At 65.9% G+C, this 25,411-nt stretch carries 21 protein-coding genes; 7 read left to right on the top strand and 14 right to left on the bottom strand.

Going from position 1 to position 25,411, the window contains the following annotated elements; genetic code table 11:
* Nucleotides 1-1,003 precede the first annotated feature (1,003 nt).
* Nucleotides 1,004-1,603 carry a 5-formyltetrahydrofolate cyclo-ligase gene (locus CEJ42_RS17955; protein WP_165774458.1) on the bottom strand — a complete coding sequence of 200 codons (600 nt, stop codon included), beginning with the start codon at nucleotides 1,601-1,603 and terminating at the stop codon, nucleotides 1,004-1,006.
* Nucleotides 1,604-1,634: 31 nt separating this feature from the next.
* Here CEJ42_RS17955 and CEJ42_RS17950 point away from each other — a divergent pair, with 31 nt between their 5' ends.
* The 7 genes from CEJ42_RS17950 to CEJ42_RS17920 all read left to right on the top strand — a co-directional run bounded on the left by CEJ42_RS17950 (nucleotide 1,635) and on the right by CEJ42_RS17920 (nucleotide 12,773).
* A complete protein-coding gene (locus tag CEJ42_RS17950; RefSeq protein ID WP_088752017.1) occupies nucleotides 1,635-3,635 on the top strand; it encodes a lytic transglycosylase domain-containing protein in 2,001 nt (666 codons plus the stop codon).
* 202 nt (nucleotides 3,636-3,837) lie between these two features.
* Nucleotides 3,838-4,806 carry a complex I NDUFA9 subunit family protein gene (locus tag CEJ42_RS17945; protein WP_088752016.1) on the top strand — a complete coding sequence of 323 codons (969 nt, stop codon included), beginning with the start codon at nucleotides 3,838-3,840 and terminating at the stop codon, nucleotides 4,804-4,806.
* A 45-nt stretch (nucleotides 4,807-4,851) separates the two neighbouring features.
* On the top strand, nucleotides 4,852-5,553 hold the full coding sequence (locus tag CEJ42_RS17940) for a glutathione S-transferase family protein (RefSeq protein ID WP_088752015.1): 702 nt from the start codon (nucleotides 4,852-4,854) through the stop codon (nucleotides 5,551-5,553).
* 10 nt (nucleotides 5,554-5,563) lie between these two features.
* A complete protein-coding gene (locus tag CEJ42_RS17935) occupies nucleotides 5,564-6,799 on the top strand; it encodes a multifunctional CCA addition/repair protein (protein WP_079219301.1) in 1,236 nt (411 codons plus the stop codon).
* A 9-nt stretch (nucleotides 6,800-6,808) separates the two neighbouring features.
* The gene (locus CEJ42_RS17930; RefSeq protein ID WP_088752014.1) at nucleotides 6,809-7,555 is read left to right on the top strand and encodes a GNAT family N-acetyltransferase; all 747 of its coding nucleotides are present in this window, start codon (nucleotides 6,809-6,811) and stop codon (nucleotides 7,553-7,555) included.
* A 77-nt stretch (nucleotides 7,556-7,632) separates the two neighbouring features.
* Nucleotides 7,633-8,517 (top strand): phenylalanine 4-monooxygenase, encoded by an 885-nt coding sequence (phhA, locus tag CEJ42_RS17925; RefSeq protein WP_088752013.1) that lies wholly within the window; start codon nucleotides 7,633-7,635, stop codon nucleotides 8,515-8,517.
* Between the two features lie 638 nt (nucleotides 8,518-9,155).
* Nucleotides 9,156-12,773: an indolepyruvate ferredoxin oxidoreductase family protein gene (locus tag CEJ42_RS17920; RefSeq protein ID WP_088752012.1), complete on the top strand. Its 3,618-nt coding sequence runs from the start codon at nucleotides 9,156-9,158 to the stop codon at nucleotides 12,771-12,773.
* Between the two features lie 56 nt (nucleotides 12,774-12,829).
* Here the strand turns inward: CEJ42_RS17920 and prmC are convergent, their stop codons facing one another.
* From prmC to CEJ42_RS17855, 13 genes are all read right to left on the bottom strand, one after another.
* Nucleotides 12,830-13,666 carry a peptide chain release factor N(5)-glutamine methyltransferase gene (prmC, locus tag CEJ42_RS17915; RefSeq protein ID WP_088752011.1) on the bottom strand — a complete coding sequence of 279 codons (837 nt, stop codon included), beginning with the start codon at nucleotides 13,664-13,666 and terminating at the stop codon, nucleotides 12,830-12,832.
* 12 nt (nucleotides 13,667-13,678) lie between these two features.
* A complete protein-coding gene (locus CEJ42_RS17910; protein WP_088752010.1) occupies nucleotides 13,679-14,167 on the bottom strand; it encodes a disulfide bond formation protein B in 489 nt (162 codons plus the stop codon).
* A 230-nt stretch (nucleotides 14,168-14,397) separates the two neighbouring features.
* The gene (gene prfA / locus CEJ42_RS17905; RefSeq protein WP_088752009.1) at nucleotides 14,398-15,477 is read right to left on the bottom strand and encodes a peptide chain release factor 1; all 1,080 of its coding nucleotides are present in this window, start codon (nucleotides 15,475-15,477) and stop codon (nucleotides 14,398-14,400) included.
* A gap of 115 nt (nucleotides 15,478-15,592) precedes the next feature.
* Entirely contained in the window at nucleotides 15,593-16,885 is a 1,293-nt protein-coding gene (hemA, locus tag CEJ42_RS17900; RefSeq protein WP_079217974.1) for a glutamyl-tRNA reductase, read from the bottom strand.
* 197 nt (nucleotides 16,886-17,082) lie between these two features.
* Nucleotides 17,083-17,802 (bottom strand): winged helix-turn-helix transcriptional regulator, encoded by a 720-nt coding sequence (locus tag CEJ42_RS17895; protein ID WP_088752008.1) that lies wholly within the window; start codon nucleotides 17,800-17,802, stop codon nucleotides 17,083-17,085.
* 79 nt (nucleotides 17,803-17,881) lie between these two features.
* The gene (gene minE / locus CEJ42_RS17890) at nucleotides 17,882-18,151 is read right to left on the bottom strand and encodes a cell division topological specificity factor MinE (RefSeq protein WP_079217976.1); all 270 of its coding nucleotides are present in this window, start codon (nucleotides 18,149-18,151) and stop codon (nucleotides 17,882-17,884) included.
* A gap of 1 nt (nucleotide 18,152) precedes the next feature.
* The gene (gene minD, locus CEJ42_RS17885) at nucleotides 18,153-18,968 is read right to left on the bottom strand and encodes a septum site-determining protein MinD (RefSeq protein ID WP_079217977.1); all 816 of its coding nucleotides are present in this window, start codon (nucleotides 18,966-18,968) and stop codon (nucleotides 18,153-18,155) included.
* A 138-nt stretch (nucleotides 18,969-19,106) separates the two neighbouring features.
* Complete coding sequence (gene minC, locus CEJ42_RS17880; RefSeq protein WP_088752007.1) at nucleotides 19,107-19,913, bottom strand: septum site-determining protein MinC; 807 nt, start codon at nucleotides 19,911-19,913, stop codon at nucleotides 19,107-19,109.
* A 144-nt stretch (nucleotides 19,914-20,057) separates the two neighbouring features.
* Nucleotides 20,058-20,471, bottom strand: coding sequence for an SRPBCC family protein (locus tag CEJ42_RS17875; RefSeq protein ID WP_088752006.1), 414 nt, complete (start codon nucleotides 20,469-20,471; stop codon nucleotides 20,058-20,060).
* 123 nt (nucleotides 20,472-20,594) lie between these two features.
* A complete protein-coding gene (locus CEJ42_RS17870; protein ID WP_088752005.1) occupies nucleotides 20,595-21,734 on the bottom strand; it encodes a BMP family ABC transporter substrate-binding protein in 1,140 nt (379 codons plus the stop codon).
* A gap of 89 nt (nucleotides 21,735-21,823) precedes the next feature.
* Entirely contained in the window at nucleotides 21,824-22,744 is a 921-nt protein-coding gene (locus CEJ42_RS17865; protein WP_088752004.1) for an ABC transporter permease, read from the bottom strand.
* Nucleotides 22,745-22,754: 10 nt separating this feature from the next.
* On the bottom strand, nucleotides 22,755-23,849 hold the full coding sequence (locus tag CEJ42_RS17860; protein WP_088752003.1) for an ABC transporter permease: 1,095 nt from the start codon (nucleotides 23,847-23,849) through the stop codon (nucleotides 22,755-22,757).
* Nucleotides 23,842-25,392, bottom strand: coding sequence for an ABC transporter ATP-binding protein (locus tag CEJ42_RS17855; protein ID WP_088752002.1), 1,551 nt, complete (start codon nucleotides 25,390-25,392; stop codon nucleotides 23,842-23,844). The genes CEJ42_RS17860 and CEJ42_RS17855 overlap by 8 nt, the downstream gene beginning before the upstream one ends.
* Nucleotides 25,393-25,411: the final 19 nt, after the last annotated feature.

Genomic DNA, 25,411 nt, shown 5'->3' with positions numbered 1-25,411 from the left:
TATACGCAATAGCCCTCGTTACTCAGTAACGAGGGCTTTTTGCTTTGCGCGATCACTTCCAACAAACCTGCCCATACGCCTCGCTGCGCGGTTGGGGGGCCTCGCCGGATTCTCGGCGCCAATCTTGAGCCTAAATTCCAGGTCGTACGATCAGGTATTACCCGTTAAGCCTGTGTTTTAGTCGGCTCTGCTTCGAACCATCCCCCCATTTCTCTTCTGTTCTCCTTGGTTTTTTCCTTCGATTTCCGGGAAATACCTCACTTCACCTCGTCTCATCGACGCACCAGGTACCCCCACCTGCTTAATATTTAAGCGAATCTCATCGTCTCTAGTTCTCTGCTCGCGGCTCTTCTTTTATCCACAGTGAAAATAGCCGGCTTGTGAACGGTTTCTTAGCGCTGATTGCTCAGTAATTAGGCAAATTAATAGTCCAATACCACTCCGAATAGCAGTACCAAGAATCCAAGACCAGAGTGTCCTGAGTCACATAAAAGAAAACTTATCCACTGGACAAAAACAGGCCGGCGGCTCGGCTCGTTTTACGCGGAAGTGCCATTTCGTCTGCTCATTTTGGTTATTGGATCTAGATGATGCTGCGGTAACGCCGAGCGATCTAGCATGATCAACATCGGCGCTAAAATCCAATGCACGACTCCTTGGCAGCGTTCTTTTATGCACAGCGCTATTTTGCGACTCAATCGGGAGTGATTTATGCACAGCCCAACGCCAGCATCTCCTGACGTTGTTTTATGCACAGGCTGCCAGCAGCAGATCAGCGCTAACAGGACTACCTCGATCGGTAGCAATAGCGTATTTGCGGCCGAGCATCTCAATACAATCTTCAGACAAGCAACGAAGGCATAAGCAAGAAAAAACCAAAGAACAAAAACAAAGAGCCGGCGCAAGCGCCGGCTCTTTTGTCTTATCTACATCGCCTATAAGTTACAAGCACAGAAGCCGAACCAAGATAAACGCTACCGGCCCCATAACCCAAAATCACACTTTACACCCCATCAGTCAGCACCAGATCCAAAGGCGCGTCATGCGCCTCCCCATCGAATTCGGTCAAGCCGAAGGCATAACACACCCCCACGGCAAGCGGACGGATCGCACCGCCCAATGTGCGGTCATAAAATCCCCCGCCGTATCCAAGCCGCAGACCGGAGGCGCTGTAGCCCACGCATGGCACCAGCAATGCCTGCGGTTGCACCACCGGCGCGTCGGGCGGCGGCACCATGACGCCCAGCGCATCCTTGACCAATGCATCGCCCGGCCGCCAGCGCCGGAACTCCAGCGCCGCATCCTTGCCAACCACTACCGGCAGGGACAAGTGCACCCCGAGCGAACTCAATGCGTTATAGGCGACAAGCAGGTCGGGTTCATTGCGGATCGGATGATAGACACCCAGGCTGGCGATGGCGTGCGCGGCGCACCATTCCAGCAGGCGGCGTCCGATCAATTCGTCGGAGACGGCTTTCCCCTTGGTGTCCAGCGCCTTGCGGCGGGCGAGAAGGTCGGCGCGCAGGGCGTTTTTCAGCCGGGTTGCAGGCCTTTGTTCCTGCTCTTGCTGTGGGGTATCGCGTGCTATCCTTGGGTTCGTCATCTGTTTCGTTAACCAGCATCAACTAGGTTGCATGAGTATGCGTCTGAAGAATCATCCGTTCAATAAGCGCCTGCGTACGCTGGCTGCTTCCCTGGCCATTCCGTTCGCGATGGCGGCCGGCGCGGTCCTGCTGGCCGCACCTGCAGCGCATGCGCAAAAACGCGTGGCAGCCGACGCTGCGCCGGATGATCTGTTCCTGGCGCTGCGGCAAGCTGCCGCAAGCGACAACGGCGCGCTGGCGCAAGACCTGGCCGCCAGGCTGTCGGGTTATGAACTCAATTCCTACGTCGACTATTATCGGCTCAAACCGCGCGTACGTGACTACAGCGCGAGCGAGCAGGAGATTCGCGACTTCATGGCGCGCTACGACGGCCAGGCGCTGGTCGACCGGCTTCGCAACGACTGGCTGCTGGCCTTGGGCAAGACCGGCAACTGGGCCTTGTTCGACGAGCAATATCCCAAGTTCATCCTGAACGACGATGTCCAGGTCAAATGCTTCGCGCTCAATTCGCGTGCGCTCAAGGGGGCCAATGTCGCTGATGAGGCTCGCGCGCTGCTGGTGTCGCCCAAGGACTACGGCCAGGGCTGCAGCGACCTGATCGCCACGCTGGCGCAAAACGGCCAGTTCACCGACGCCGACGTCTGGTTCCAGATCCGCCAGGCGGCCGAGAACGGCAACACGACCGTGGCGCGACGCGCCTCGGTGCTGGTCGACAACGGCGACGTGACGGTACAGCAGGTGATGGACAAGCCGGCCCTGATGCTGGCCAAGGGCCCCGGTCGCGGCGCCGCCAATCACCAGCTCTACATCATTGCGCTCGGACGCATTGCCAAGAACAATCCGGCCCAGGCCGCGACCTACCTGAACGATGCCGGCCGCCAGATGACCTCGCAGGAGATCGCCCTGGGATGGGCGCAGATTGCACTGTCGGCATCCTACAAGCTGGCGCCGGAGGCGCAGGACTACTGGCGCAAGACCAAGGACGCCACCCTGTCCCAGGACGCCATGCAATGGAAGGTGCGCATGGCGCTGCGCGCCGGCGACTGGAAGACCGTGCGCACTACCATCGAAGGCATGCCGACCGCGCTGCGCAACGACATCACCTGGGTCTACTGGCTCGGTCGCGCCCTGAAGGAAGACGGCCAGAACGAGGCCGCGCGCCGTCTGTTCGAATCGATCTCCGGCAACTTCAGCTTCTATGGCCAGCTCGCGCTTGAAGAGCTGGGCCAGAAGATCACCATTCCGCCCGGACCGACGCCGCCGACCGCCGGCGAGATCGCCTTGTACTCCCAGAACGCCGGTTTCAAGCGCTCGTTCAAGTTCTACCAGCTGAACCTGCGTTTCGAAGCCATCCGCGAATGGAACTGGGAGCTGCGCAACATGACCGACCGGCAGCTGCTGGCCGCGGCAGAGTATGCGCGCCAGAGCGACGTGCTCGACCGCATGGTCAATACTTCCGACCGCACCCGCGCCGAGTTCGACTTCACCCAGCGCTTCCCGGCGCCGCACCTGACCGAGATGAACGCCGCGACGCGTCCGCTGGGCATGGAGAACGCCTGGGCCTATGGCCTGATCCGCCAGGAGTCGCGCTTCATCAAGTCGGCGCGCTCGCATGTCGGCGCGTCGGGCCTGATGCAGCTGATGCCGGCCACCGCCAAATTCGTCGCCAAGAAGATCGGCATGACCGAATTCACCGCCGACCAGGTCAACGACATCAACACCAACCTGCTGCTGGGCACCAGCTACCTGAGCATGGTGCTCAACAACCTGGACGGTTCCGAGACCCTGGCCACGGCCGGTTACAACGCCGGCCCCGGCCGGCCGCGCACCTGGCGCGCCACATTGCCGCGTACGGTGGAAGGCGCGATCTTCGCGGAGATCATTCCTTTCAACGAAACCCGGGGTTACGTCAAGAACGTGATGTCCAACGCGACCTACTATGCGGCCATGTTCGAAAACCGTCCGCAGTCGCTCAAGCAGCGCATGGGTACGGTGGCGCCGAATTCGAACGTGGCGACCGATCTTCCCTGAGCGCGTCCTGAGGGCCGCCGCCAAGACCGGGCGGACAACATGCGCCCGGGGCCGGCTAGCGGCAAGCTGCGACGGCCCGGCGACCCGTGCGAAGACGCCGCACCGGCTGAGCGCCGGCTAATCGCCGGATGAGTCCCTGAAGGCGCGCGACATCTTTGCAGGAAAGCTGTCGAACGCGCTCCAAGAACACAGGAGGCATAGCATGGCAGTACGCAAGATTCTCGTGATCGGCGGTTCCGGCTTCATCGGTACGCGGCTGGTGCGCCTGCTCGGCGCCGGCACCGAAAACCGCATCATGGTGCCCACGCGGCGCTACGAGCGCGCCAAGCATCTGCTGGTGTCGCCGGTGGTCTCGGTAGTGCAGGCCGATGTGCACGACGATGCCGTGTTGTCGCAACTGGTGGCCGAGGCCGATGTGGTGATCAACCTGGTCGGTATCCTGCATTCGCGCCCCGCGCGCGGCGGCGAACCCTATGGCGCCGACTTCGACCGGCAGCACGTGCAGCTGCCGCGCCGCATCGTCGCCGCCTGCCTGCGCCATGGCGTGCCGCGTTATCTGCACATGAGCGCGCTCGGCGCGGACGAGCGCGGCCCCTCGATGTACCAGCGTTCCAAGGCCGCCGGCGAGCGCGCCGCGCTGGCCTCGGGCGAGCTTGAAGTGGCCGTGTTCCGGCCCTCGGTAGTGTTCGGCGAGGGCGACCGTTTCCTCAATCTGTTCGCCGCCCTGCAGCGCAGCTTTCCGGTCATCCTGCTGGGCAGCGCCGGCGCGCGTTTCCAGCCGGTCTACGTGGGCGACGTGGCGCAGGCCTTCGCGCGCGCCATCTCGCTGCCGCACATCGGCGGCAACGCCTATGAGCTGGCCGGGCCCAAACAATACACGCTGCGCGAGCTGGTCAGGCTGGCCGGGTGGTATGCCGGCCACGATCGCCCGATCGTCGCGCTGCCCGCGCCGCTGGGCATGCTGCAGGCCTGGGCGCTGGAACACTTGCCGGGACGGCTGATGAGCCGCGACAATGTGGCCTCGATGCAGGTCGACAACGTCATGTCCGGCCCGCTCGCAGCCGAACTGGAGCTGACGCCGGCGGCGCTCGAGGAGGTCGCGCCGGCCTATCTCTCGCCCTATAATCCGCAACGCAAGTTCGACCTGTTCCGCAGCAACGCGCGGCGTTGACGATCTGCCGCCGCGTCCATTCCGACTTACAAGAAAAGAGCCAACATGCAAGACACAGAACTTGATCCGGTGCTGTCCGAAACGCTGAAGAAGGCCGGCCGCCACATGCCCACGCTGGTCATTGCCAACAAGAACTATTCTTCGTGGTCGATGCGGCCGTGGGTGGTGATGACCGCCTTCGACATCCCGTTCAAGGAAGTGCGCGTGCTGCTCGACCAGCCCGACACCGCCGGCGAGATCGCCCGCTATACCGGCTCCGGCCGCGTGCCGGTGCTGCTGGACGCCGACATCGCCATCTGGGATTCGCTGGCCATCTGCGAATACCTCGCCGAGCAATTCCCCGACCGCGCCCTGTGGCCGGCGCGCACCGACGCCCGCGCCATCGCGCGCAGCATTTGCGCCGAGATGCACTCCGGCTTCACCGGCTTGCGCAGCGCCATGAGCATGGACATCCGCGGCCGTTATCCGGGCCAGGGCCGCACGCCCGCGGCGCAGGCCGACATCGCCCGCGTGTGCGAAATCTGGGAAGAATGCCTGTCCCAGTTCGGCCACCACGATTTCCTGTTCGGTGACTTCTCGATCGCCGACGCCTTCTACGCGCCGGTGGTGATGCGCTTCATCAGCTACCAGGTGCCGCTGGCGCCCGCTTTGCAGGCCTATGCCGACCGCGTGAAGGAACATCCCGCCGTGGCGCGCTGGATCGCCGAGGCGCTGGCCGAGAAGGAAATCCTTCCGGATCACAAGTGACGCAATGCCGATGAAGACGTACACCGTCGGCGGCGCAGTGCGCGACGGCCTGCTCGGCCTGCCGGTGAAAGACCGCGACCACGTGGTGGTCGGCGCGACCCCGCAGGAGATGCTGGAGCAGGGGTTCCGCCCGGTGGGCAAGGACTTCCCGGTGTTCCTGCATCCCGACACCCACGAGGAATACGCGCTGGCGCGCACCGAGCGCAAGACCGCGCCCGGCTACAAGGGTTTCGCCTTCCACGCCGCGCCCGACGTCACGCTGGAAGACGATCTGGCGCGCCGCGACCTCACCATCAACGCCATCGCCCAGGGCGAGGACGGCGTCCTGGTCGACCCGTATGACGGCCGCGGCGATATCGCGCGACGCGTGTTTCGCCATGTCTCCGACGCTTTCATCGAAGACCCGGTGCGCATCCTGCGGCTGGCGCGCTTCGCCGCGCGCTTTGCCGATTTCACGGTGGCGCCCGAAACCAACGCGCTGATGCGGCGCATGGTCGCCGACGGCGAGGTCGATGCGCTGGTGCCCGAACGCGTCTGGCAGGAAATCGCGCGCGGCCTGATGGAACAGCGGCCTTCGCGCATGTTCGAGGTGCTGCGCGGCTGCGGCGCGCTGGCGCGCATCATGCCGGAGCTGGATGCGCTGTGGGGCGTGCCGCAACCGGAGAAATGGCATCCCGAAATCGACACCGGCGTGCATGTGATGCTGGTGATCGATTGGGCCGCGGCGCAAGGCTACGCGTTGCCGATCCGTTTCGCGGCGCTGATGCACGACCTCGGCAAGGGCGCCACGCCGCCCGAGATGTGGCCGCGCCATCACGGCCACGAGGCGCGCAGCGCGCAGCTGGCCGAGCAGGTGTGCGCGCGCCTGAAGGTGCCGGGCGACTGCCGCGACCTGGCCCTGATGACGGCGCGCGAACACGGCAACGTCGGCCGCGCCTTCGAGATGCGGGCTGCCACGCTGGTGACGCTGTTCTCGCGCTGCGACGCCTTCCGCAAACCGCAGCGCTTCATCGACATGCTGCGCGCGTCCGAGTGCGATCATCGCGGCCGTACCGGTTTCGAAGACCGGCCTTTCCCGCAGGCGGCTTATCTCGAAGGCGCGCTGAAGGCCGCCGCCGGCATCGATGCCGGCGCCATCGCCGGGCAGCACCAGGGCCAGCCGCAGAAGATTCCCGAAGCGATCCACGCCGCGCGCAGCGAGAAGGTGCAAGCCTTCGTCGACGCCAACCGGCCGGCGGCGGAGTAAGACGGGACCATGGCGGACTCCCTCCTTTCACGTCTGGCGCAATGGACCGGGCTGGGCCGCAAGGAGCCGCAGCCCGGCGGCGCCGAGCCGGCCAAGCCGGACCGGCCGACCGTGTTCGTCAAGGAATTGTCGCCGCGCTCGCGGCGCCACCTGATGCGCCACTTCCTGGCGCTGGAAGACAAGGACCGCCTGCTGCGCTTCGGCTCCAAGCTGTCCGACGAGATGGTGGCGCGCTACGTGCAGAACATCGACTTCGCCCGCGATACCGTGTTCGGCGTCTATGACCGGCGGCTGCGCCTGCTCGGCGTCGGTCACCTGGCTTTTGCGCCGCGCGAGACCTCGCGCGTCTCGGGCGCCACCATCAAGCCGGTGGTGGCGGAGTTCGGCGTCTCGGTGTCGGCCGCCGCGCGCGGGCTGGGCGTAGGCACCAAACTTTTCATGCGCGCCTCCATGCGTTGCCGCAACGCCGACGTCGACACGCTCTACATGCATTGCCTGTCGTCCAACAAGGTCATGATGCACATCGCCAGGAAGGCCGGCATGGAGATCCACCGCGACTACGGCGAGGCCGATGCCTACCTCAAGATCCAGCCGGCCAATTCCGCCACCATTTTCCAGGAGGCGATGCAAGAGCAGGTCGCCATGCTGGACTACATCGTCAAGGCCAATTTCAAGGCGCTGCTGAAATGGGGCGCGCGCGTCACCGGCCTGGGCGGCAAGCCCGGGGGCGGGGCCGACCAGCCGCCCAAATCCTGATCCGTTTGCGCGGGCGCACATGACCCGCTCCGCAATGGAGCGCATAATATGCGCCTCACTTTGAAAACGGATTTGCCATGAGCACCAATCCCAACACCGACGACTTTTTCGCCACCGTCGCGACAAAATCCGACAGCGGCGCATTGCGCGGCGACTACAGCCAGGCCGACGCCAACTATGTCGTGGCGCAGAACTGGGACACCTTCTACACCCCCGAGCAGCACGCGCTGTGGCGCCGCCTCTACGCGCGCCAGGCCAAGCTGATTCCCGGCCGCGCCTGCGACGTGTTCATCGACAGCCTGAAGGCGCTGGACGTGTCGCAAGGCATCCCGCGTTTCGACCGCACCACCGAAGCCCTCTACAAGGCCACCGGCTGGCAGCTGGTGGCGGTGCCCGGACTGGTGCCCGACCATACCTTCTTCGAGCACCTGGCCAATCGCCGCTTCCCGGTCACCGTGTGGCTGCGCGAGGAGCATGAGTTCGACTACATCGTCGAGCCGGATGTGTTCCACGATTTCTTCGGCCACGTGCCGCTGCTGTTCAACCCGATCTTCGCCGACCACCTGCAGGAATACGGCAAGGGCGGCCTGAAGGCACTCAAGCTCGACGGCCTGGCCTATCTGGCGCGCCTGTACTGGTACACCATCGAGTTCGGCCTGATCAGGAGCGAGCAGGGCCTGCGCATCTACGGCGCCGGCATCCTGTCGTCGGGCGGCGAGGTGGAATACTGCCTCTCCAGCGACCAGCCGCGCCGCGTGCCTTTCCAGGTCGAGCGCATCATGCGCACGCTGTACAAGATCGACTCGTATCAGGAGACGTATTTCGTGATCGACGATTTCGAGCAGCTGTTCAACGACACCGCGCCCGACTTCACGCCCCTGTACGAGCGGCTCAAGCAGCAGGACGCGCTGCCGGCCAATACGCTGCTGGCGGGCGAGACCAACCTGCCGCCCAACCGCTGAGACCTGTCGCGCTGCACGCTCTTCACGCATGCGCCTTGAACCGTCCTGCCGGCGTTTGTCGGGAGGACGCAGGTGCGCGTGCGCGATGGCGGCGCGCAAGAGAAGTAAAAAGCGGGCGGGAATAAAAAAGCGGATCTGACAGGGGAGGCCAGATCCGCGAGCTAGTGGTGCTTTCAACACTAGAGGGGAGGAACCTTGCACAGAGAATGGATACCAATCGATCCGCTGTTCAAGAGGCTTCATTAAACGCCACCCGCGCCGCCCCTCCAATGCCTTTTACGGGTTGTTACACTCGCGTCTTGCTTGTAACACTTGCCCGGACGAGCGTCTTTTTTTTCAGCCGGAAATGTTGTTGTTTTCGCCTTTCCGGCATTTTCTCCTTTGCAAATCCCTCCTTGCGGCAGGACCTGCCAAAACTGTTTCCCGCTTGCCAAATAAGGCCGAAAACCCTGCTGCGACGCGCGTAGCGGGCGGTCCGGCCTTGTGCTAACTTGATTCACATAACAGAAAGAAAACCCGGCCCACAAGGCTTGGCGTTTTGACAGCCCGCGTCGCCAGGCATCAGCCGGGCAAGCCAGCCAGCTCAGCGGCACGGGCACATGTGCAACCAAGAACAAGATTTTTGGCACGGAGACCGCATGAACGCACCCCTACCATCCGGACAGCGACTGCTGCTGGACGATGTTTCGCTGGACGACAAATACGCGCTGGAGCGCGGCCGCGTCTTCATGACCGGCATACAGGCGCTGATCCGCCTGCCCATCCTGCAGCGCCAGTACGACATGCGCGCCGGGCTCAACACCGCCGGCTTCATCACCGGCTACCGCGGCTCACCCCTGGGCACGGTCGACCAGACCGCCGAGAAGGCGAAGAAGTACCTCGACGCCCACCAGGTCAAATTCCACCCCGGCATGAACGAGGACCTGGCCGCCACCAGCGTATGGGGCACGCAGCAGGTGAATCTCTTCCCGGGCGCGCAGCACGACGGCGTGTTCTCGCTGTGGTACGGCAAGGGTCCGGGCGTGGACCGCTGCGGCGACGTCTTCAAGCACGCCAACATGGCCGGCACCTCCAGGCACGGCGGCGTGCTGGTGATCGCCGGCGACGATCACGCCGCCAAGTCCTCCACCGCCGCCCACCAGAGCGAGCACATCCTGAAGGCCTGCGGTATTCCGGTGCTGTATCCGTCCACCGTCCAGGAATACCTCGACTATGGCCTGCACGGCTGGGCCATGAGCCGCTACACCGGTCTCTGGGTGGCGATGAAGTGCGTGACCGACCTGGTCGAATCGGGCATGTCGGTGATGATCGATCCGGACCGCGTGAAGATCCAGATTCCCGATTTCGAGCTGCCGCCCGACGGCTTGAACATCCGCCTGCCCGACGCCGTGCTGGCGCAGGAAGCGCGGATGAACAACTACAAGTGGTACGCCGCGCTGGCCTATGCGCGCGTCAACAAGCTCAACCAGATCGTCTGGGACAGCCCGCGCGCGCGTATCGGCATCATCACTGCCGGCAAGTCCTACCTCGACACGCGCCAGGCGCTGGAGGACCTCGGCATCGACGAGCAGGTCGCGCGCGACATCGGTATCCGCCTCTACAAGGTCGGCATGACCTGGCCGCTGGAGGCCGAAGGCGTGCGCGAGTTCGCGCAGGGCCTGGACGAGATCCTGGTGGTGGAGGAAAAGCGCCAGATCCTCGAATACCAGCTCAAGGAAGAGCTCTACAACTGGCGCGACGACGTGCGCCCGCGCGTGGTCGGCAAGTTCGACGACACCGGCGAATGGAGCGGTTCGCAGCGCGAAGGCCACGGCAACTGGCTGCTGCCGGCCACCTATGAACTGAACCCGGCGCAGATCGCGCGCGCCATTGCCGCGCGCATCTCGCGCTACTTCGCCGGCCATCCGGTCGAGCAGCGCGTGCGCGCCCGCATCGCCTTCCTCGAGGCCAAGGAAGCAACGCTCAACGTCAGCACCAAGCCCGATCCGCAGAAGGACCGCATTCCCCATTTCTGCTCCGGCTGCCCGCACAATACCTCCACCAAGCTGCCCGACGGCAGCCGCGGCCTGGCCGGCATCGGCTGCCATTACATGGTGACCTGGATGGACCGCGAGACCAACGTGTTCTCGCACATGGGCGGCGAGGGCGTGACCTGGGTCGGCCAGGCGCCCTTCACCAGCGAGAAGCACGTGTTCGCCAACCTCGGCGACGGCACCTACTTCCACTCGGGCCTGCTGGCGGTGCGCGCCTCGGTCGCGGCCAAGGTCAACATCACCTACAAGATCCTCTACAACGACGCCGTGGCCATGACCGGCGGCCAGGAGTTCGACGGCCCGCTGGACCCGGCCATGATCTCGCGCCAGCTGGCGGCCGAGAACGTGAATCCCATCATCGTCGTCACCGACGAGCCGGACAAATATCCGCCCGGCACCAAATGGGCCGAAGGCGTCACCATCCGCCACCGCAGCGAGCTCGATGCCGTGCAGCGCGAACTGCGCGAAGTGGCCGGCGTGTCGGCCATGATCTACGACCAGACCTGCGCCTCGGAGAAGCGCCGCCGCCGCAAACGCAACGCCTATCCCGACCCGGCCAAGCGCGCCGTGATCAACGAGGCCGTGTGCGAAGGTTGCGGCGACTGCAGCGTGCAATCCAACTGCCTCTCGGTGGAGCCGCTGGAGACCGAGTTCGGTCGCAAGCGCCAGATCAACCAGTCGTCCTGCAACAAGGATTACTCCTGCGTCAACGGCTTCTGCCCCAGCTTCGTCACTGTCGAAGGCGGCAAGCTGAAAAAGCCGGCCAAGGTGAAAGCCGGCGACGCCGGCGCGCCGGACCTGCCCAAGCTGCCCGAACCGCTGCTGCCGTCCCTGGCCCAGCCCTACGGCATCCTGGTGACCGGCGTGGGCGGTACCGGCGTCATCACCATCGGCCAGATCATCGCCATGGCCGCGCACGTCGAAGGCCGCGCCTGCTCGGTGCTGGACATGACCGGCCTGGCGCAGAAGGGCGGCGCGGTGATGTCGCACGTGCGCGTGGCCGAGCAGGCCGATCACATCTACTCGACCCGCGTGGGCACCGGCGCGGCCGACCTGGTGATCGGCTGCGACGTGATCGTCACCGCTAGCCGCGACGCGCTCTCGCGCATGGGCGAGGGCCGCACGCACGCGGCGGTGAACTCGACCCAGTCGCCGACCGCCGCCTTCGTGCGCAATCCGGACTGGCAATTCCCCGCCGCCACCAGCGAAGGCGAGATCGCGCGCGCCTGCGGGCGCGACAACCTGTCGCTGGTCGACGCCGGCCGCGTGGCCAGCGCGTTGATGGGCGACGCCATCGCCACCAACATGTTCATGCTGGGCTATGCCTGGCAAAAGGGCTGGGTGCCGCTGTCGGAAGCCGCGCTGTTGCGCGCCATCGAGCTCAACGCGCTGCAGGTGGAGTTCAACAAGCAGGCCTTCGCCTGGGGCCGCGTGGCCGCGCACGACATCGACACGGTGCTCAACGCCGCCAAGCGCACCGGCATGACGGCGCAGGTGATCGAGTTCAAGAAGGCGCCGACGCTCGACGAACTGCTGGAGCGCCGCACCGGCTTCCTGACGCAATACCAGAACGCCGCCTATGCGCGCCGCTATGCCGACTTCGTGCAGCAGGTGAGGGCGGCCGAAACGGCGCTGGGCGAGGCCGGTCGCGGCTTGAAGCTGAGCCAGGCCGTGGCGCAGTACCTGTTCAAGCTGATGGCCTACAAGGACGAGTACGAGGTGGCGCGGCTCTATACCGACGGCGCTTTCCGCGACAAGATCGCCGCCATGTTCGAGGGCGACTACCAGGTCAAATTCCACCTGGCGCCGCCGCTGCTGGCCAAGCACGACGACCAGGGCCACCTGGTCAAGAAGCAGTACGGCGCATGGATGATGCCGGCCTTCGGCGCGCTGGCCAAGCTGCGCTTCCTGCGTGGCACGGCCTTCGATCCCTTTGGCTACACCGCCGAGCGCAAGCAGGAGCGTGCCTTGATCGACGCGTATCGCGAGACCGTGGCGCGCCTGCTGGGCAAGATGACGACGGAGAATCTGGCGCAAGTGATCGCGGTAGCGCGCATCCCGGAGGATATCCGCGGTTACGGCCACGTCAAGGAGCGTCACCTGAAGGCGGCCAAGCAGAAAGAGGCGTCGCTGCTGCGGATGATTGAGCATCCGGAACTGCAGGGGATGAGTGGGGTGGATGTGCCGTTCGGACCGGACGGCGGAGGGAAGCGGGCGGCGTAGTCTTCACACGTCGCCGGAGATCGCCGGGATCCGGGTTGCACCGGGCCCGGCGATTTTTATTGGGCGAGACGACCGCCGCTGACGCGCTCGATATCGGCCAGGTCCCGCCAGCTCTGCACCTCGGTGAAGCCTGCGGCGGACAATAATCCCCGCACCGCCGCCGCCTGGTCGTAGCCATGTTCCATCAACAGCCAGCCGCCGGGTTTGAGATGCGCACGCGCACCAGCAACGATGATGCGCAGGTCAGACAGGCCGTCGGCATGATCGGTCAGCGCGTCGACCGGCTCGAAGCGCAGGTCGCCCTGCGACAGGTGGACGTCGCCTTCGACGATGTAGGGCGGATTGGAGGCGATCACATCGAAAGGCGTCGCGCCATCCAGCGCCTGGTACCAGTCGCTCAGCATGAAATCCACCGGCGCCCGATTGGCCAGCGCATTGCCGCGCGCGACTTCCAAAGCAGCCGCACTTGCGTCCAGCGCCGCCACCGCGGCGTCAGGCCGCGAATGAGCGATTGCCACCGCGATGGCGCCCGAGCCCGTGCCCATGTCCAGCAGGCGGCCGCCTTGCGGCAGCCGCTCGATGGACAGCTCCACCAGCAATTCGGTATCGGGACGGGGAATCAGCACGTCGGGCGTGACGCGGAAATCCAGCCCGAAGAATTCGCGCGCGCCGACGATGTAGGCGATCGGCTCGCCGCGCAGGCGGCGTTCGAACAGCGCCTGCAGCGCATCGGCCTCGGCCAGCTCGAGCCGACGCTCGGACTGGGTGATCAGCTGCACGCGCGTGATGCGCAGCGCATGGCACAGCAGGATGCGGTTTTCCAGCGCATCCAGCGGCGCCGTCTTCAATACCGTCGCCAGCGTGCAGCCGGCGAAGCTGGATGCGTGTTGCATGCGTCCTTTGCCTCAGAACGGCGAACGTGCCTGCCTGGCGAACACCTGGCGCAGCAGCACCAGTCCCAGCAGCACGAACCAGATCAGCGCCCAGGTCGGGATTTGCAGGCCGAACACCGGCGGCCACGGCGCCGAGCAGAAACCGTCGGCGGTGAACATCTGCGGGAAGGCCTTGGCGGTGGGCAACTGGTTCAGCGCCGTCTCCAGCGGGTCGGTGGTGCAGGACACGCCCGGGTGCGCCTTCACGTACAGGTGCCAGATCGCGGTGCCGGCGCCGCCCAGCGCGGCCAGCAGGCCCAGGCCGGCGCTGCCGCGGCGGGCCGGGGCGGGCATGAAATAGGCGATCAGCGAGAACGCCGCCACCAGCACGAACATGTAGCGCTGGATCACGCACAGCGGACAAGGCTGCATTTCTTCGACGATCTGCAGGTACATGGCGAAACCGAGCAGCGCGATGCACACCAGCGCCACCAGCAGGAAGACCGATTTGGATGATTTCATAGTTATTTGCTTTGGTTGGATTGTGATCCGGTGATCTGTCGCGGCACGCGTGCCATGACGGATTGTAGTGGAGAGCCCCGGTTGCGTGCACGCCGCCCCCTCAGGCGGATTTTGTCATGCAAGCCTCTCAGAACCGCGCCGCCGGGTTTGGTTCCGGCCGCATCGCCGTCGCCGCTACGGTAGCGGCACCGTAGTGCGTCAGCCCGCCGTCAGCCTGGCATCGGCCGCGCTCAATCGTCCCCGAGTTCGGCCAGCAGCTCGGCCTGGTGCTCGGTGATCAGCGCATTGGTCAGTTCGTCCAGGTCGCCGTCCATGATGAAGTCCAGCTTGTACAGCGTCAGGTTGATGCGGTGGTCGGTCATGCGCCCCTGCGGGAAGTTGTAGGTGCGGATGCGCTCGCTGCGGTCGCCCGAGCCGATCAGCGACTTGCGGGTGGCGGCTTCCTTGGACTGCTGTTCGCGCAGCTGCACGTCCTTGATGCGCGCGGCCAGCACCTTCATGGCCTGCGCCTTGTTCTTGTGCTGGCTGCGGTCGTCCTGGCATTCCACCACGATGCCGGTGGGCAGGTGGGTGATGCGCACCGCCGAATCGGTCTTGTTGATGTGCTGGCCGCCGGCGCCCGAGGCGCGATAGGTGTCGATGCGGATCTCGGAGGGGTTGATCTCCACATCCTCGACCTCGTCGGCCTCCGGCATCACCGCCACGGTGCAGGCCGAGGTGTGGATGCGGCCCTGCGTTTCGGTGGCCGGCACGCGCTGCACGCGGTGGCCGCCGGACTCGAACTTCAGGCGCGAATAGGCGCCGAAGCCGGCGATGCGCGCGATCACTTCCTTGTAGCCGCCCAGCTCCGACTCCGAGGCCGAGACGATCTCCACCTGCCAGCGCTGGCGTTCGGCGTAACGCGTGTACATGCGCAGCAGGTCGCCGGCGAACAGCGCCGACTCGTCGCCGCCGGTGCCCGCGCGGATTTCCAGGAAGATGTTGCGCTCGTCGTTGGGATCCTTGGGCAGCAGCATCTTCTGCAGGTCGCCCTCCAGCGCTTCCATGCGCGCGCGGGCGCCGTTGATTTCCTCTTGCGCGAACTCCTTCATGTCGGGATCGGCCAGCAGTTCCTGCGCGGTGCCGATGTCCTTGCCGGCTTGCGCATAATCCAGGTACAGCGCCACCAGCGGGCCCAGTTCGGCGTGCTCGCGCGTCATCTTGCGGAACTGGTCCATGTCGGCCGTGGCGTCTTCCTGGGCCAGCAGGCTGTTGAGCTCTTCCAGCCGTTCGGCGAGCTGGTCGAGTTTGGCGAGCATCGATGGTTTCATGGGCTTGTGCGGGTAAGGGATATCGTGAAGCGGGATGTCGTGAAGCCGGCCGGCGCTGCATGCGCAGGCGGCAAGAGCAGGGCCCGCGCCGTCGGCGCAGGCGCGAAGGGGGGAGCTAACGCTTGGTGCGGAACAGCTGCGGCAGCAGTTCGACCAGCTGGGTGCGCTGTTCGCCCTGTGCGTGGTGCAGGGCCTGTTGCGGGCCGTGCAGGAACTTGGCGGTGAGGCCCTTGGAGAGCGCGTCGAGCACGGCTTCGATGTCGTCGCCCTTGGCCAGCATCTTGCGCGCGCGCTCCAGCTCGGCCAGGCGCAGCGTTTCGCCGGTCTCGTGCAGGTCCTGGATCAGCGGCACCATGGCGCGGCTGTCGATCCAGTGCATGAAGGACTGCACGCGGGTCTCGATGATGGCCTCGGCTTGCGCCACCGCGGCCTGGCGGTTCTCGACGCCGCTTTGCACGACCGTGGCCAGGTCGTCCACGGTGTAGAGGAAGACGTCGTCCAGGCGGCCGACTTCGGACTCGATGTCGCGCGGCACGGCCAGGTCGACCATGAAGATGGGCTTGTGGCGGCGCGCCTTGACCGCGCGCTCGACCAGCCCCAGGCCGATGATGGGCAGCGAGGAGGCGGTGCACGAGACCACGATGTCGAACTTGGCCAGTTGCGCCGGCAGGTCCGCCAGGCGGATCGCGCTGCCGTTGAAGCGGTGCGCCAGCGTCTCGCCGCGCTCCATGGTGCGGTTGGCCACCGTCAGCGTCTTGGGATTTTGCGCGGCGAAGTGCGTGGCGCACAGCTCGATCATCTCGCCGGCGCCGATGAACAGCACGTTCTGGCCCGAGATCGAATCGAAGATGCGCTGCGACAGGCGCACCGCAGCCGCCGCCATCGACACGCTGTGCGCGCCGATCTCGGTGGTGGTGCGCACTTCCTTGGCCACCGCGAAGGTGCGCTGGAACAATTGATGCAGGTAAGTGCCCAGGCCGCCGGCGGCATCCGCCTGGCGCACCGCGTCCTTCATCTGGCCCAGGATCTGCGGCTCGCCCAGCACCATCGAGTCCAGCCCGGAGGCGACGCGGAAGGCGTGGCGCACGGCATTGTCCTGCGGCAGCGCATAGAGGAAGGGACGCAGGTCGGCGTAGGGGATCTTGTGGTACTCGGCCAGGAACTGCGCGGTGCGGTCGATGGCGAAGTCCACCCCGTCGCGGCCTGCGGCGGCAGCGGCATACAGCTCGGTGCGGTTGCAGGTGGAGAGGATGGCGGCTTCGCCGGAAGAGACGATCTTGTCGTTGCCGCCGAACCACGAGCGCGCCGCCGCGACCGCCTGACCGATCTGGTCAGCGGGGAACGCCACTTTCTCGCGCAGCGAAACCGGCGCGGTAGTGTGGTTGAGTCCGACGGCGAGCAAATGCATGGAAGTACGCGGCAGCCAGGGCCGATGAGCTGAAACGGGGCAAAACAAGGCCAAAGTAGACCTTTTTCGAGTGCCTATTATACCCGCTGCGCAATAAGGGGTTTGGGCGCGCCCTGATAATCGGTATTTGTCCCTGATATGGATCAGTTTTCAAGGCGCCTCCCGGATGGGAAAACAACAAATTTCCCCGGGGAAATCTATTGCGCCGCCGGCCCCAGCCGTTCCAGCTGGTAACCGTAGCCATACACGGTGGCCAGCCGGTAGCCGTGCTCGGGCTTCAGGCCGAGCTTGGTGCGCACGCGCGAGACGTGGGTGTCGATGGTGCGGGTCGGCAGCTCGGGCTCGGCGCCCCAGATGCGCTCCTGGATGAAGGCGCGCGACAGTGGCCGGCCGGCATGGGCCAGCAGCAGCCGGGCCAGCTCGGCCTCCTTTTGCGTGAGCGCGACATCCAGCGCCGGGCGCTCGGTGCTGGTGACGCGCATGCGGTCGAGGTCGAACACGAAAGTGCCGGCCTGCACCAGCCGCGCCGCGCCGGCCTGCGGATCGGCCGCGCGCAGCAGCAGCGCCAGCCGCAGCGCCAGCTCGTTGCGGCGGATCGGCTTCACCAGGTAGTCGTCGGCGCCTGCCGCGCGCAGCTCCTGCAGCAGCTCCTTTTGCGCCGGTGCGGCCAGCAGCAGCACGGCGGGCGCGGCGGGCTCGTCACCATCCCGGCGCGTTCGGAAGGCGCGCAGCGCTGCGCCGGCTTCGGCGGCGTGCGGCGCCAGCGCGTCGAGATCGACCACCAGCAGGCCGACGCCGTCCTCGCGCGCCATCGCCAGGCCCTCGGCGCCGGCGTAGACCGCGCAGTCGCGCCCGGCCAGCAGCTGGCGCAGCAGGGCCACGCAGTCGGCGGAGGAGGAGAGGATCCCGGTCTTCATCGCGTCAGGGTATCAGGCGGGGCCGCAAATGGAAAAAAGGGCAGCCAGGCTGCCCTTTGGTCACCATGCGCCGGCGTGTTCAGGTCGGCGCCGAGTCGGCGTCCGGCAGCACCACGTTCACGTCCAGCACTTCCAGGTTGCCCTGGCGGTCCAGCGAGATCTTGATGTCGTCGGCGTTGACCTTGGTGTACTTGGAGATCACCTCGATCAGCTCCTTGTGCAGCGCCGGCAGGAAGTCCGGGCCCTGGCGGCCGTTGGAGCGTTCGCGCGCGATGATGATCTGCAGCCGTTCCTTTGCTGCAACCGCGCTCTTGGGCTTGGTCGGGAACAGGAATGAAAGCAGGGACATATCACTTACCTCCGAAGATACGCTGCAGGAAGCCCGGCTTTTCGTAGTTGGTGAAACGCAGCTCGACGTTCTCGCCAAGGAAGCGCGACACCACGTCCTGGTAGGCCTGGGCGACGTCGCTGTCCTTCATGTGGATGGCCGGGCTGCCCTGGTTGGAGGCGGCCAGCACCGATTCCGACTCGGGGATGATGCCGATCAGGGGGATGCGCAGGATTTCCTGCACGTCGGTGTAGGACAGCATCTCGCCGCCTTCCACGCGCTTGGGCGCGTAGCGGGTGATCAGCAGGTGCTCCTTGACCGGTTCGCCGCCGGCCGAGGCGCGGCGCGACTTGGCCTGGATGATGCCGAGGATGCGGTCGGAGTCGCGCACCGAGGAGACTTCCGGGTTGGTCACCACGATCGCCTCGTCGGCGAAGGTCAGCGCCATCACCGCGCCGTGTTCGATGCCGGCCGGCGAATCGCAGATGATGTATTCGAAGTCCATCTTGGCCAGGTCGTCCAGCACGCGCTCCACGCCTTCCTCGGACAGGGCGTCCTTGTCGCGGGTTTGCGAGGCCGGCAGGATGAACAGGTTCTCGCAGTGCTTGTCCTTGATCAGCGCCTGGTTCAGCGTGGCTTCCTTGTTGATGACATTGATCAGGTCGTACACCACGCGGCGTTCGCAGCCCATGATCAGGTCCAGGTTGCGCAGGCCGACGTCGAAGTCGATCACGGCCGTCTTGTGGCCGCGCATGGCCAGGCCCGATGCGAAACTGGCGCTCGACGTGGTTTTGCCGACGCCGCCCTTACCGGATGTCACGACGATGATTTTTGCCACAAAAAACTCCTTAAGAAGAACAGATCCGCTGATGCGATTCAGCCGTATTTGCTTTGTTTGTCAGATTGCTGCCGGCGGTGGTCCGCCCGGTACTGCGTGTTGCCATTGGTATTGCGTCATTGCGCGCGGACCGTCGGTTCAGGCCGGCGGCATCACCAGCACGTCGATGCGTTCGCCAGTCAGGCGCACCTGCACCTGCTTGCCCTTGATCTCCGCCGGATGGCCGTTCTCGAAGGTTCGGTAGACCCCGGCGATGGAGACCAGTTCCGCCTCCAGCGAGGCCGCGAAGATGCGCGCGCCGGTGTTGCCCGAGGCGCCGGCCAGCGCCCGTCCGCGCAGCGGCGCATAGACGTGGATGCTGCCGTCGGCGATGATCTCGGCGCCGTTGTTGACCGCCGCCATGATCACCAGGTCCGCGCCGCGCGCGTAGATGCGCTGGCCGGCGCGCACCGGGGTATCGATGATCATGGTGCTGGCGGCGGGCGCTGCCGGCGCCGGTGCTGCCTGCGGTGCGGGAGCGGGGGCGGGGGCGGGAGCAGGCTCCGGCTGGGGCTCCGGCGCGGCGGCGGCGACCGAGGCCATCATCGCGTTTTCCTGCGCGCGGGCGTTGGAGGCGCCGCCGGTGGCCGCGCCGCTGTCGATGGCCAGGCCATGGGCGACGATGCCGGCATGCAAGTCTTCGGGCGCGTTGCGCACGGCGACCGTATTGAGGCGGAAGCGCTTGAACAGCGCCACCAGGGCCGTCCAGTCGATGCCGGCGGCGGCGTCGCCTTCCAGCGCGCCGATGTCCAGCACCGCAAACTCGTCTTCGAAGAAATCGGATACGCCGCCGGTCATGTCTTTCAGCGCTTTTTCCAGCGAAGCCGGGTCGGTTTCATGCAGGATTGCCGAGATGGCAACAACTGTGGATATCTTGATGTCGATCGGTTTGCGGGCTTTTTGCATAAATCCTTGGCTCTGGTGCGGCGAAAAGCCAGCACAAACGCCGCTTCCCGCGATTATTGGCTGTGCATTATACAGGCAGGATGGCGCTGCGATAGCGGTGGATCGCGGGTTTTCGCCGGGTTCGGGCGTCGTCCGGCGCGATGCTCAGGCCGGATCCGGAGGCGTCAGCAGTTGCTGCAGCTGTTGCAGGTCGCGCATTACCCATTTGGCGTCCTCCGCGAACTTGGCATCGTCCACGCCGGGCTGGCGAAACAGCGTAAAGGTCAGCTCGCTGGCCGCCTCGCCGTTGGGCACCACGCGCATGGGCATGGCCACCCGGGCGCCGTCGGGCAGCGTGACCTCGTGGTCGAGCACGCCGTAGGGATTGGTCTGGGCGAAGCGCACCGTCACGCGGCCGGCTTGGCCCTCGGCGACCCAGGCGTCGCCCTCGGGGCGCAGGCCCTGGCCCAGCCCGGAGGCCCATTGCGCCATGTTGCGCGGATCGGCGAGGAAGGCATAGGACTGCGCCGCGGGCACGGGCAGGGTGACATGCAAGATCAGGACGGGCTGGGCGGACATGGCGTGCTCCGGTAGCGAGAGGGAGCGGCCATTATCCACCGCCCATGAAAAAAGCCGGGAGCACCTCGCGATGCCCCCGGCTTTCGGGTGTTGCGGAGGCGGCGCAGGCGCGCCGCGCCCTCATCAGCCCGGCACCTTGCCGTCCACGCCTTCGACGTAGAACTTGATGCCGTGCAGGAAGCCGTCATCGGCCACGGCGTCCTTGCCCAGCACTTCCTTGCCGGCGTTGTCCTTGATCGGACCCTTCCAGATCGGCGCGCTGCCGTCGACGATGCCCTTCTTGCGCTCTTCCACCAGCGACTTCACGTCGGCCGGCAGTTCAGGATTGAAGGCGGCCAGGTCGATGCCGTTGTCCTTCAGGCCGATCCAGCTGGTGCTGGTCTTCCAGGAGCCGTCCAGCACCGCCTGCACGCGCGCGGTGTAGTACACGCCCCAGTTGATCATCGACGCGGCCAGGTGGGCCTTGGGGCCGAAGCTGGTCATGTCGCTGTCCCAGCCGAAGGCGTACACGCCCTTTTCCTGCGCGGTCTGCACCACGGCGGCGGAGTCGGTGTTCTGCATCAGCACGTCCACGCCCTGGCCGATCAGGGTGGTGGCGGCTTCACGTTCCTTGCCCGGGTCGAACCACTTGTTGACCCAGACCACGGCGGTGGTCGCCTTCGGGTTCACCGAACGCGCGCCCAGCGTGAAGGAGTCGATGTTGCGGACCACTTCGGGGATCGGCACCGAGGCCACCACGCCCAGCTTGCCGGACTTGGACATCTTGCCCGCGACGACGCCGGCCAGGTAGGCGCCTTCATAGGTGCGCACGTCGTACTGCGCCAGGTTGTCGGCGGTCTTGAAGCCGGTGGCGTGCTCGAACTTCACGTCCGGGAATTCCTTGGAGACCTTGAGCATCGCTTCCATGTAGCCGAAGGTGGTGCCGAAGATCAGCTTGTTGCCGTCGGTGGCCAGCTGGCGGAACACGCGCTCGGCGTCGGCCGCGGACTCGGGGATGTTTTCAACGAAGGTGGTCTTGACCTTGTCGCCGAACTTCTCTTCGACCGCCTTGCGGCCCTTGTCGTGGGCGAAGGTCCAGCCGGCGTCGCCAACCGGGCCGATGTAGACGAAGGCCACCTTCAGCGGATCGGCGGCCGGCGCAGCGGCGGCGGGAGCGGCAGCGGGCGCGGCCGGCGCGGCTTCTTCCTTCTTGCCGCAACCGATCAGGGTTGCCGCGGCCAGGGTGGCGAGCATCGTGAGCGACGCCCTGCGCGAAATCTTCATTGTGGTTCTCCCTCTAGGTCAGTGGTTAAGTACAAACTGCTGTCAAAAAATGCATCGGGCCGGCGACGCCGGCACGGCGTTGCGCATGCTCACGAGGCGCCGGGACGGAACGGCTTGCCCAGCGAGGCCGGCATGTTCAGGCGGATCCAGTCCGGATTGCGCGAGATCAGCGCCAGCACCACGATGGTGGCGATATAGGGCGCCATCGACAGGATCTGCGACGGGATCGTCACGCCCATGCCCTGCAGGTAGAACTGGGCAATGGTGACGCCGCCGAACAGCAGCGAGCCGAGCAATACCCGTGCCGGGCGCCAGGTGGCGAAGGCGGTCAGCGCCAGCGCGATCCAGCCGCGACCGGCCACCAGGCCCTCGACCCACATCGGCGTGTAGACCAGCGACATGTAGGCGCCGGCCAGGCCGCAGCAGCCGCCGCCGAACAGCAGCGCGGCGAAGCGGATGCCGCGCACCGAATAGCCCAGCGCGTGCGCCGACTCGGGCGACTCGCCCACCGCGCGCAGCACCAGGCCGGCGCGCGTGCGGTACAGGAACCAGATGCTGGCCAGGCACAACGCGAAGGCGACGTAGGCCATCCAGTGCTGGTGGAACAGCGCCGGGCCGATGAAGGGTATGTCGCCCAAGAGCGGCACCGCATTGGCCTGGGCCGGCAGCGCCAGGCCGACGAAGCGTTGGCCGACGAAGGCCGACAGGCCGGCGCCGAAGATCGACAGCGCCAGGCCGGTGGCGACCTGGTTGGTCGCCAGCAGCAGCGCCAGCCAGGCGAACAGCGTGGCCATCAGCATGCCGCACACGGCGCCGGCGACGAAGCCCAGCAGCGGGCTTTTGGTGGCGTAGCCGACTGCGAAGCCGGCGATGGCCGAGACCAGCATCATGCCTTCGGCGCCCAGGTTGAGCACGCCCGAGCGTTCATTGATCAGCAGGCCGATGGCCGCCAGCAGCAGCGGGGTGCCGGCATTGATCGAGGCTGCGATGAGGGGAGCGAGTTGTTCCATATCCGTTCCTTTAAGCCTTCTTCTTCCACACCAGGCGGTAATCGATCAGCGTGTCGCACGCCAGCAGCAGGAACAGCAGCATGCCCTGGAACACGCCGGTGATCGCCGACGGCAGGCCCAGGCGCGACTGCGCCAGTTCGCCGCCCAGGTACAGCAGCGACATGATCAGGCCGCCGAGGATGGCGCCGATGGGATGCAGGCGGCCGATGAAGGCCACGATGATGGCGGCGAAGCCGTAACCCGGCGACACCGACGGCAGCAGCTGGCCGATCGGCCCGGCGATCTCGAAGGCGCCGGCCAGGCCGGCGAAGGCGCCCGAGATCAGCAGCGACACCCACAGCGCCGAACGCGCCGAGAAGCCCGCATAGCGCGCCGCGTGCGGCGCCACGCCGCCCACCATCAGCGAGAAGCCGCGCAGGCTGCGCATCATGAACACCGCCATCAGCACCGCCGCCACGATCGTCACCACAAAGCCCACGTGCAGCCGCGTGCCGGAGAGCAGCATCGGCAGCATGAACTCGGAGGAGAACACCTTGGACTGCGGGAAGTTCATGCCGTTGGGGTCCTTCAGCGGGCCGTTGACCGCCCACATCAGCAGCAGCTGCGCCACATAGGTCAGCATCAGCGACACCAGGATTTCATTGGCGTTGAACTTGTCGCGCAGGAAGGCGGTGATCGCCGCCCAGAAGGCGCCGCCGATGACGCCGGCGGCGATCATCAGCAACAGGCCGGCGCCGCCGGAGACGCCGTGGCCCGGCACGTCCAGCCACACCAGCATGGCGCCCGCGCACAGCGCGCCGACGGTGAACTGGCCTTCGGCGCCGATGTTCCAGATGCTGGCGCGGAAGCACACCGCCAGGCCCAGCGCGCACAGGATCAGCGGGATGGATTTGAGCAGCAGCTCGCTGACGGCGCGCTTGCCGTTGAAGGGATCAACCAGGAACACCTTCAGTCCGGCCACCGGGTCCTTGCCCAGCGCCATGAACAGCAGGGCGCCGAGGAACAATGTGGCGACGATGGCGATCACCGGCGACAGGTAGGTCATGGCGCGCGATGGCGCGCCGCGCAGCTCGAGGCGCATGGGCAGCGACATCAGCTTAGACATGGCCGGCCTCCGTCGCCTGGCCGGCATTCGTATCCCACAGCCCGCTCATCCATACGCCGACCTGCTCGCGCGTGGCCTGTTCGATGGGGATGGAGGGCGACAGCCGGCCCTTGGCGATCACGTGCAGGCGATCGCACAGGGCGAACAGTTCGTCGAGTTCTTCCGAGATCACCAGCACCGCGCAGCCTTCCTGTTTCAGTTTCAGTATTTCGCCGTGGATCTGGGCGGCGGCGCCCACGTCCACGCCCCAGGTCGGTTGGGCCACCACGAACACCGAGGGTTTGCGTTCCATTTCGCGGCCGACGATGAACTTCTGCAGGTTGCCGCCCGACAGGCTCTTGGCCGGCGCGTCCGGGCCGGCCGCCTTGACCTTGAAGCGTTCGATGATGGAGGCGGCCGCGCGGCGGGTGAAGCCGAAGTCGATCATGCCGCGCTTCACATAAGGCGTCTTCTGGTGCGACAGCAGCATGTTGGCCGTCAGCGAGAGCGTGGGCACGGCGCCGCGGCCGAGCCGTTCTTCCGGCACCAGGCCCAGGCCCAGCGCGCGGCGCGGGTTGGGCGAGAGATGGCCGCTCGGGCTGCCGCCGAGGATGATCATGTTGGGCGCGGCGCGCTGGTCCTCGCCCGACAGCGCCGCCAGCAGCTCCTGCTGGCCGTTGCCGGAGACGCCGGCGATGCCGACGATCTCGCCGGCGCGCACCTCGCACTCGATGTCTTTCAGCTCGGTGGCGAACAGGTGGGCCTTGGGCAGCGACAGGCGGTTGACGTGCAGCTTGCGTTCGTTGCGCTGGGAGTCCGGATTGCGCTCGCGCTGCAGGCGCACCAGTTCGTCGCCGATCATCATGCGCGAGAGGCTGGCACTGCTTTCATTGCGCGGGTCGCAGTTGCCGGTCACGCGGCCGCCGCGCATGACGGTGGCGCTGTGGCACAGCGCGCGGATCTCGTCGAGCTTGTGGCTGATGTAGAGGATGCTGCAGCCCTCGTCGGCCAGGCGGCGCAGGGTGACGAAGAGTTTTTCCACCGCCTGCGGCGTCAACACCGAGGTCGGCTCGTCCAGGATCAGCAGCTGCGGGTTGGTCAGCAGCGCGCGCACGATCTCCACGCGCTGGCGCTCGCCCACCGACAGCGTGTGCACGTGGCGGTGCGGCTCGAGTTCCAGACCGTACTTCTCGCCGGTCTGGGTGATGCGCTGGGCCAGTTCGTTGAGGTCGGTCCTGGCGTCCAGGCCCAGGGCGATGTTTTCGGTGACGGTCAGCGTGTCGAACAGCGAGAAGTGCTGGAACACCATGGCGATGCCCAGCTTGCGCGCCACCTGCGGGTTGGCGATCTGCACCGCCTCGCCGTTCCAGCGCAGTTCGCCGGCGTCCGGCTTGACCGCGCCGAAGATGATTTTCATCAGCGTCGACTTGCCCGCGCCGTTCTCGCCGAGCACGGCGTGGATCTCGCCGGGGGCGACCGACAGGCTGACGTCGTCGTTGGCCAGCACGCCCGGGTAGGCCTTGCGCACATGGCGGATTTCTAGGCGGAGTGGAGCTGCGCTCACGTGTTTTCCCTGTAGTTCG

The sequence above is a fragment of the Herbaspirillum robiniae genome (assembly GCF_002213415.1).
In the GTDB taxonomy this organism is placed as follows: domain Bacteria; phylum Pseudomonadota; class Gammaproteobacteria; order Burkholderiales; family Burkholderiaceae_D; genus Herbaspirillum; species Herbaspirillum robiniae.
This window is presented reverse-complemented; position numbering and strand designations above follow the sequence as displayed.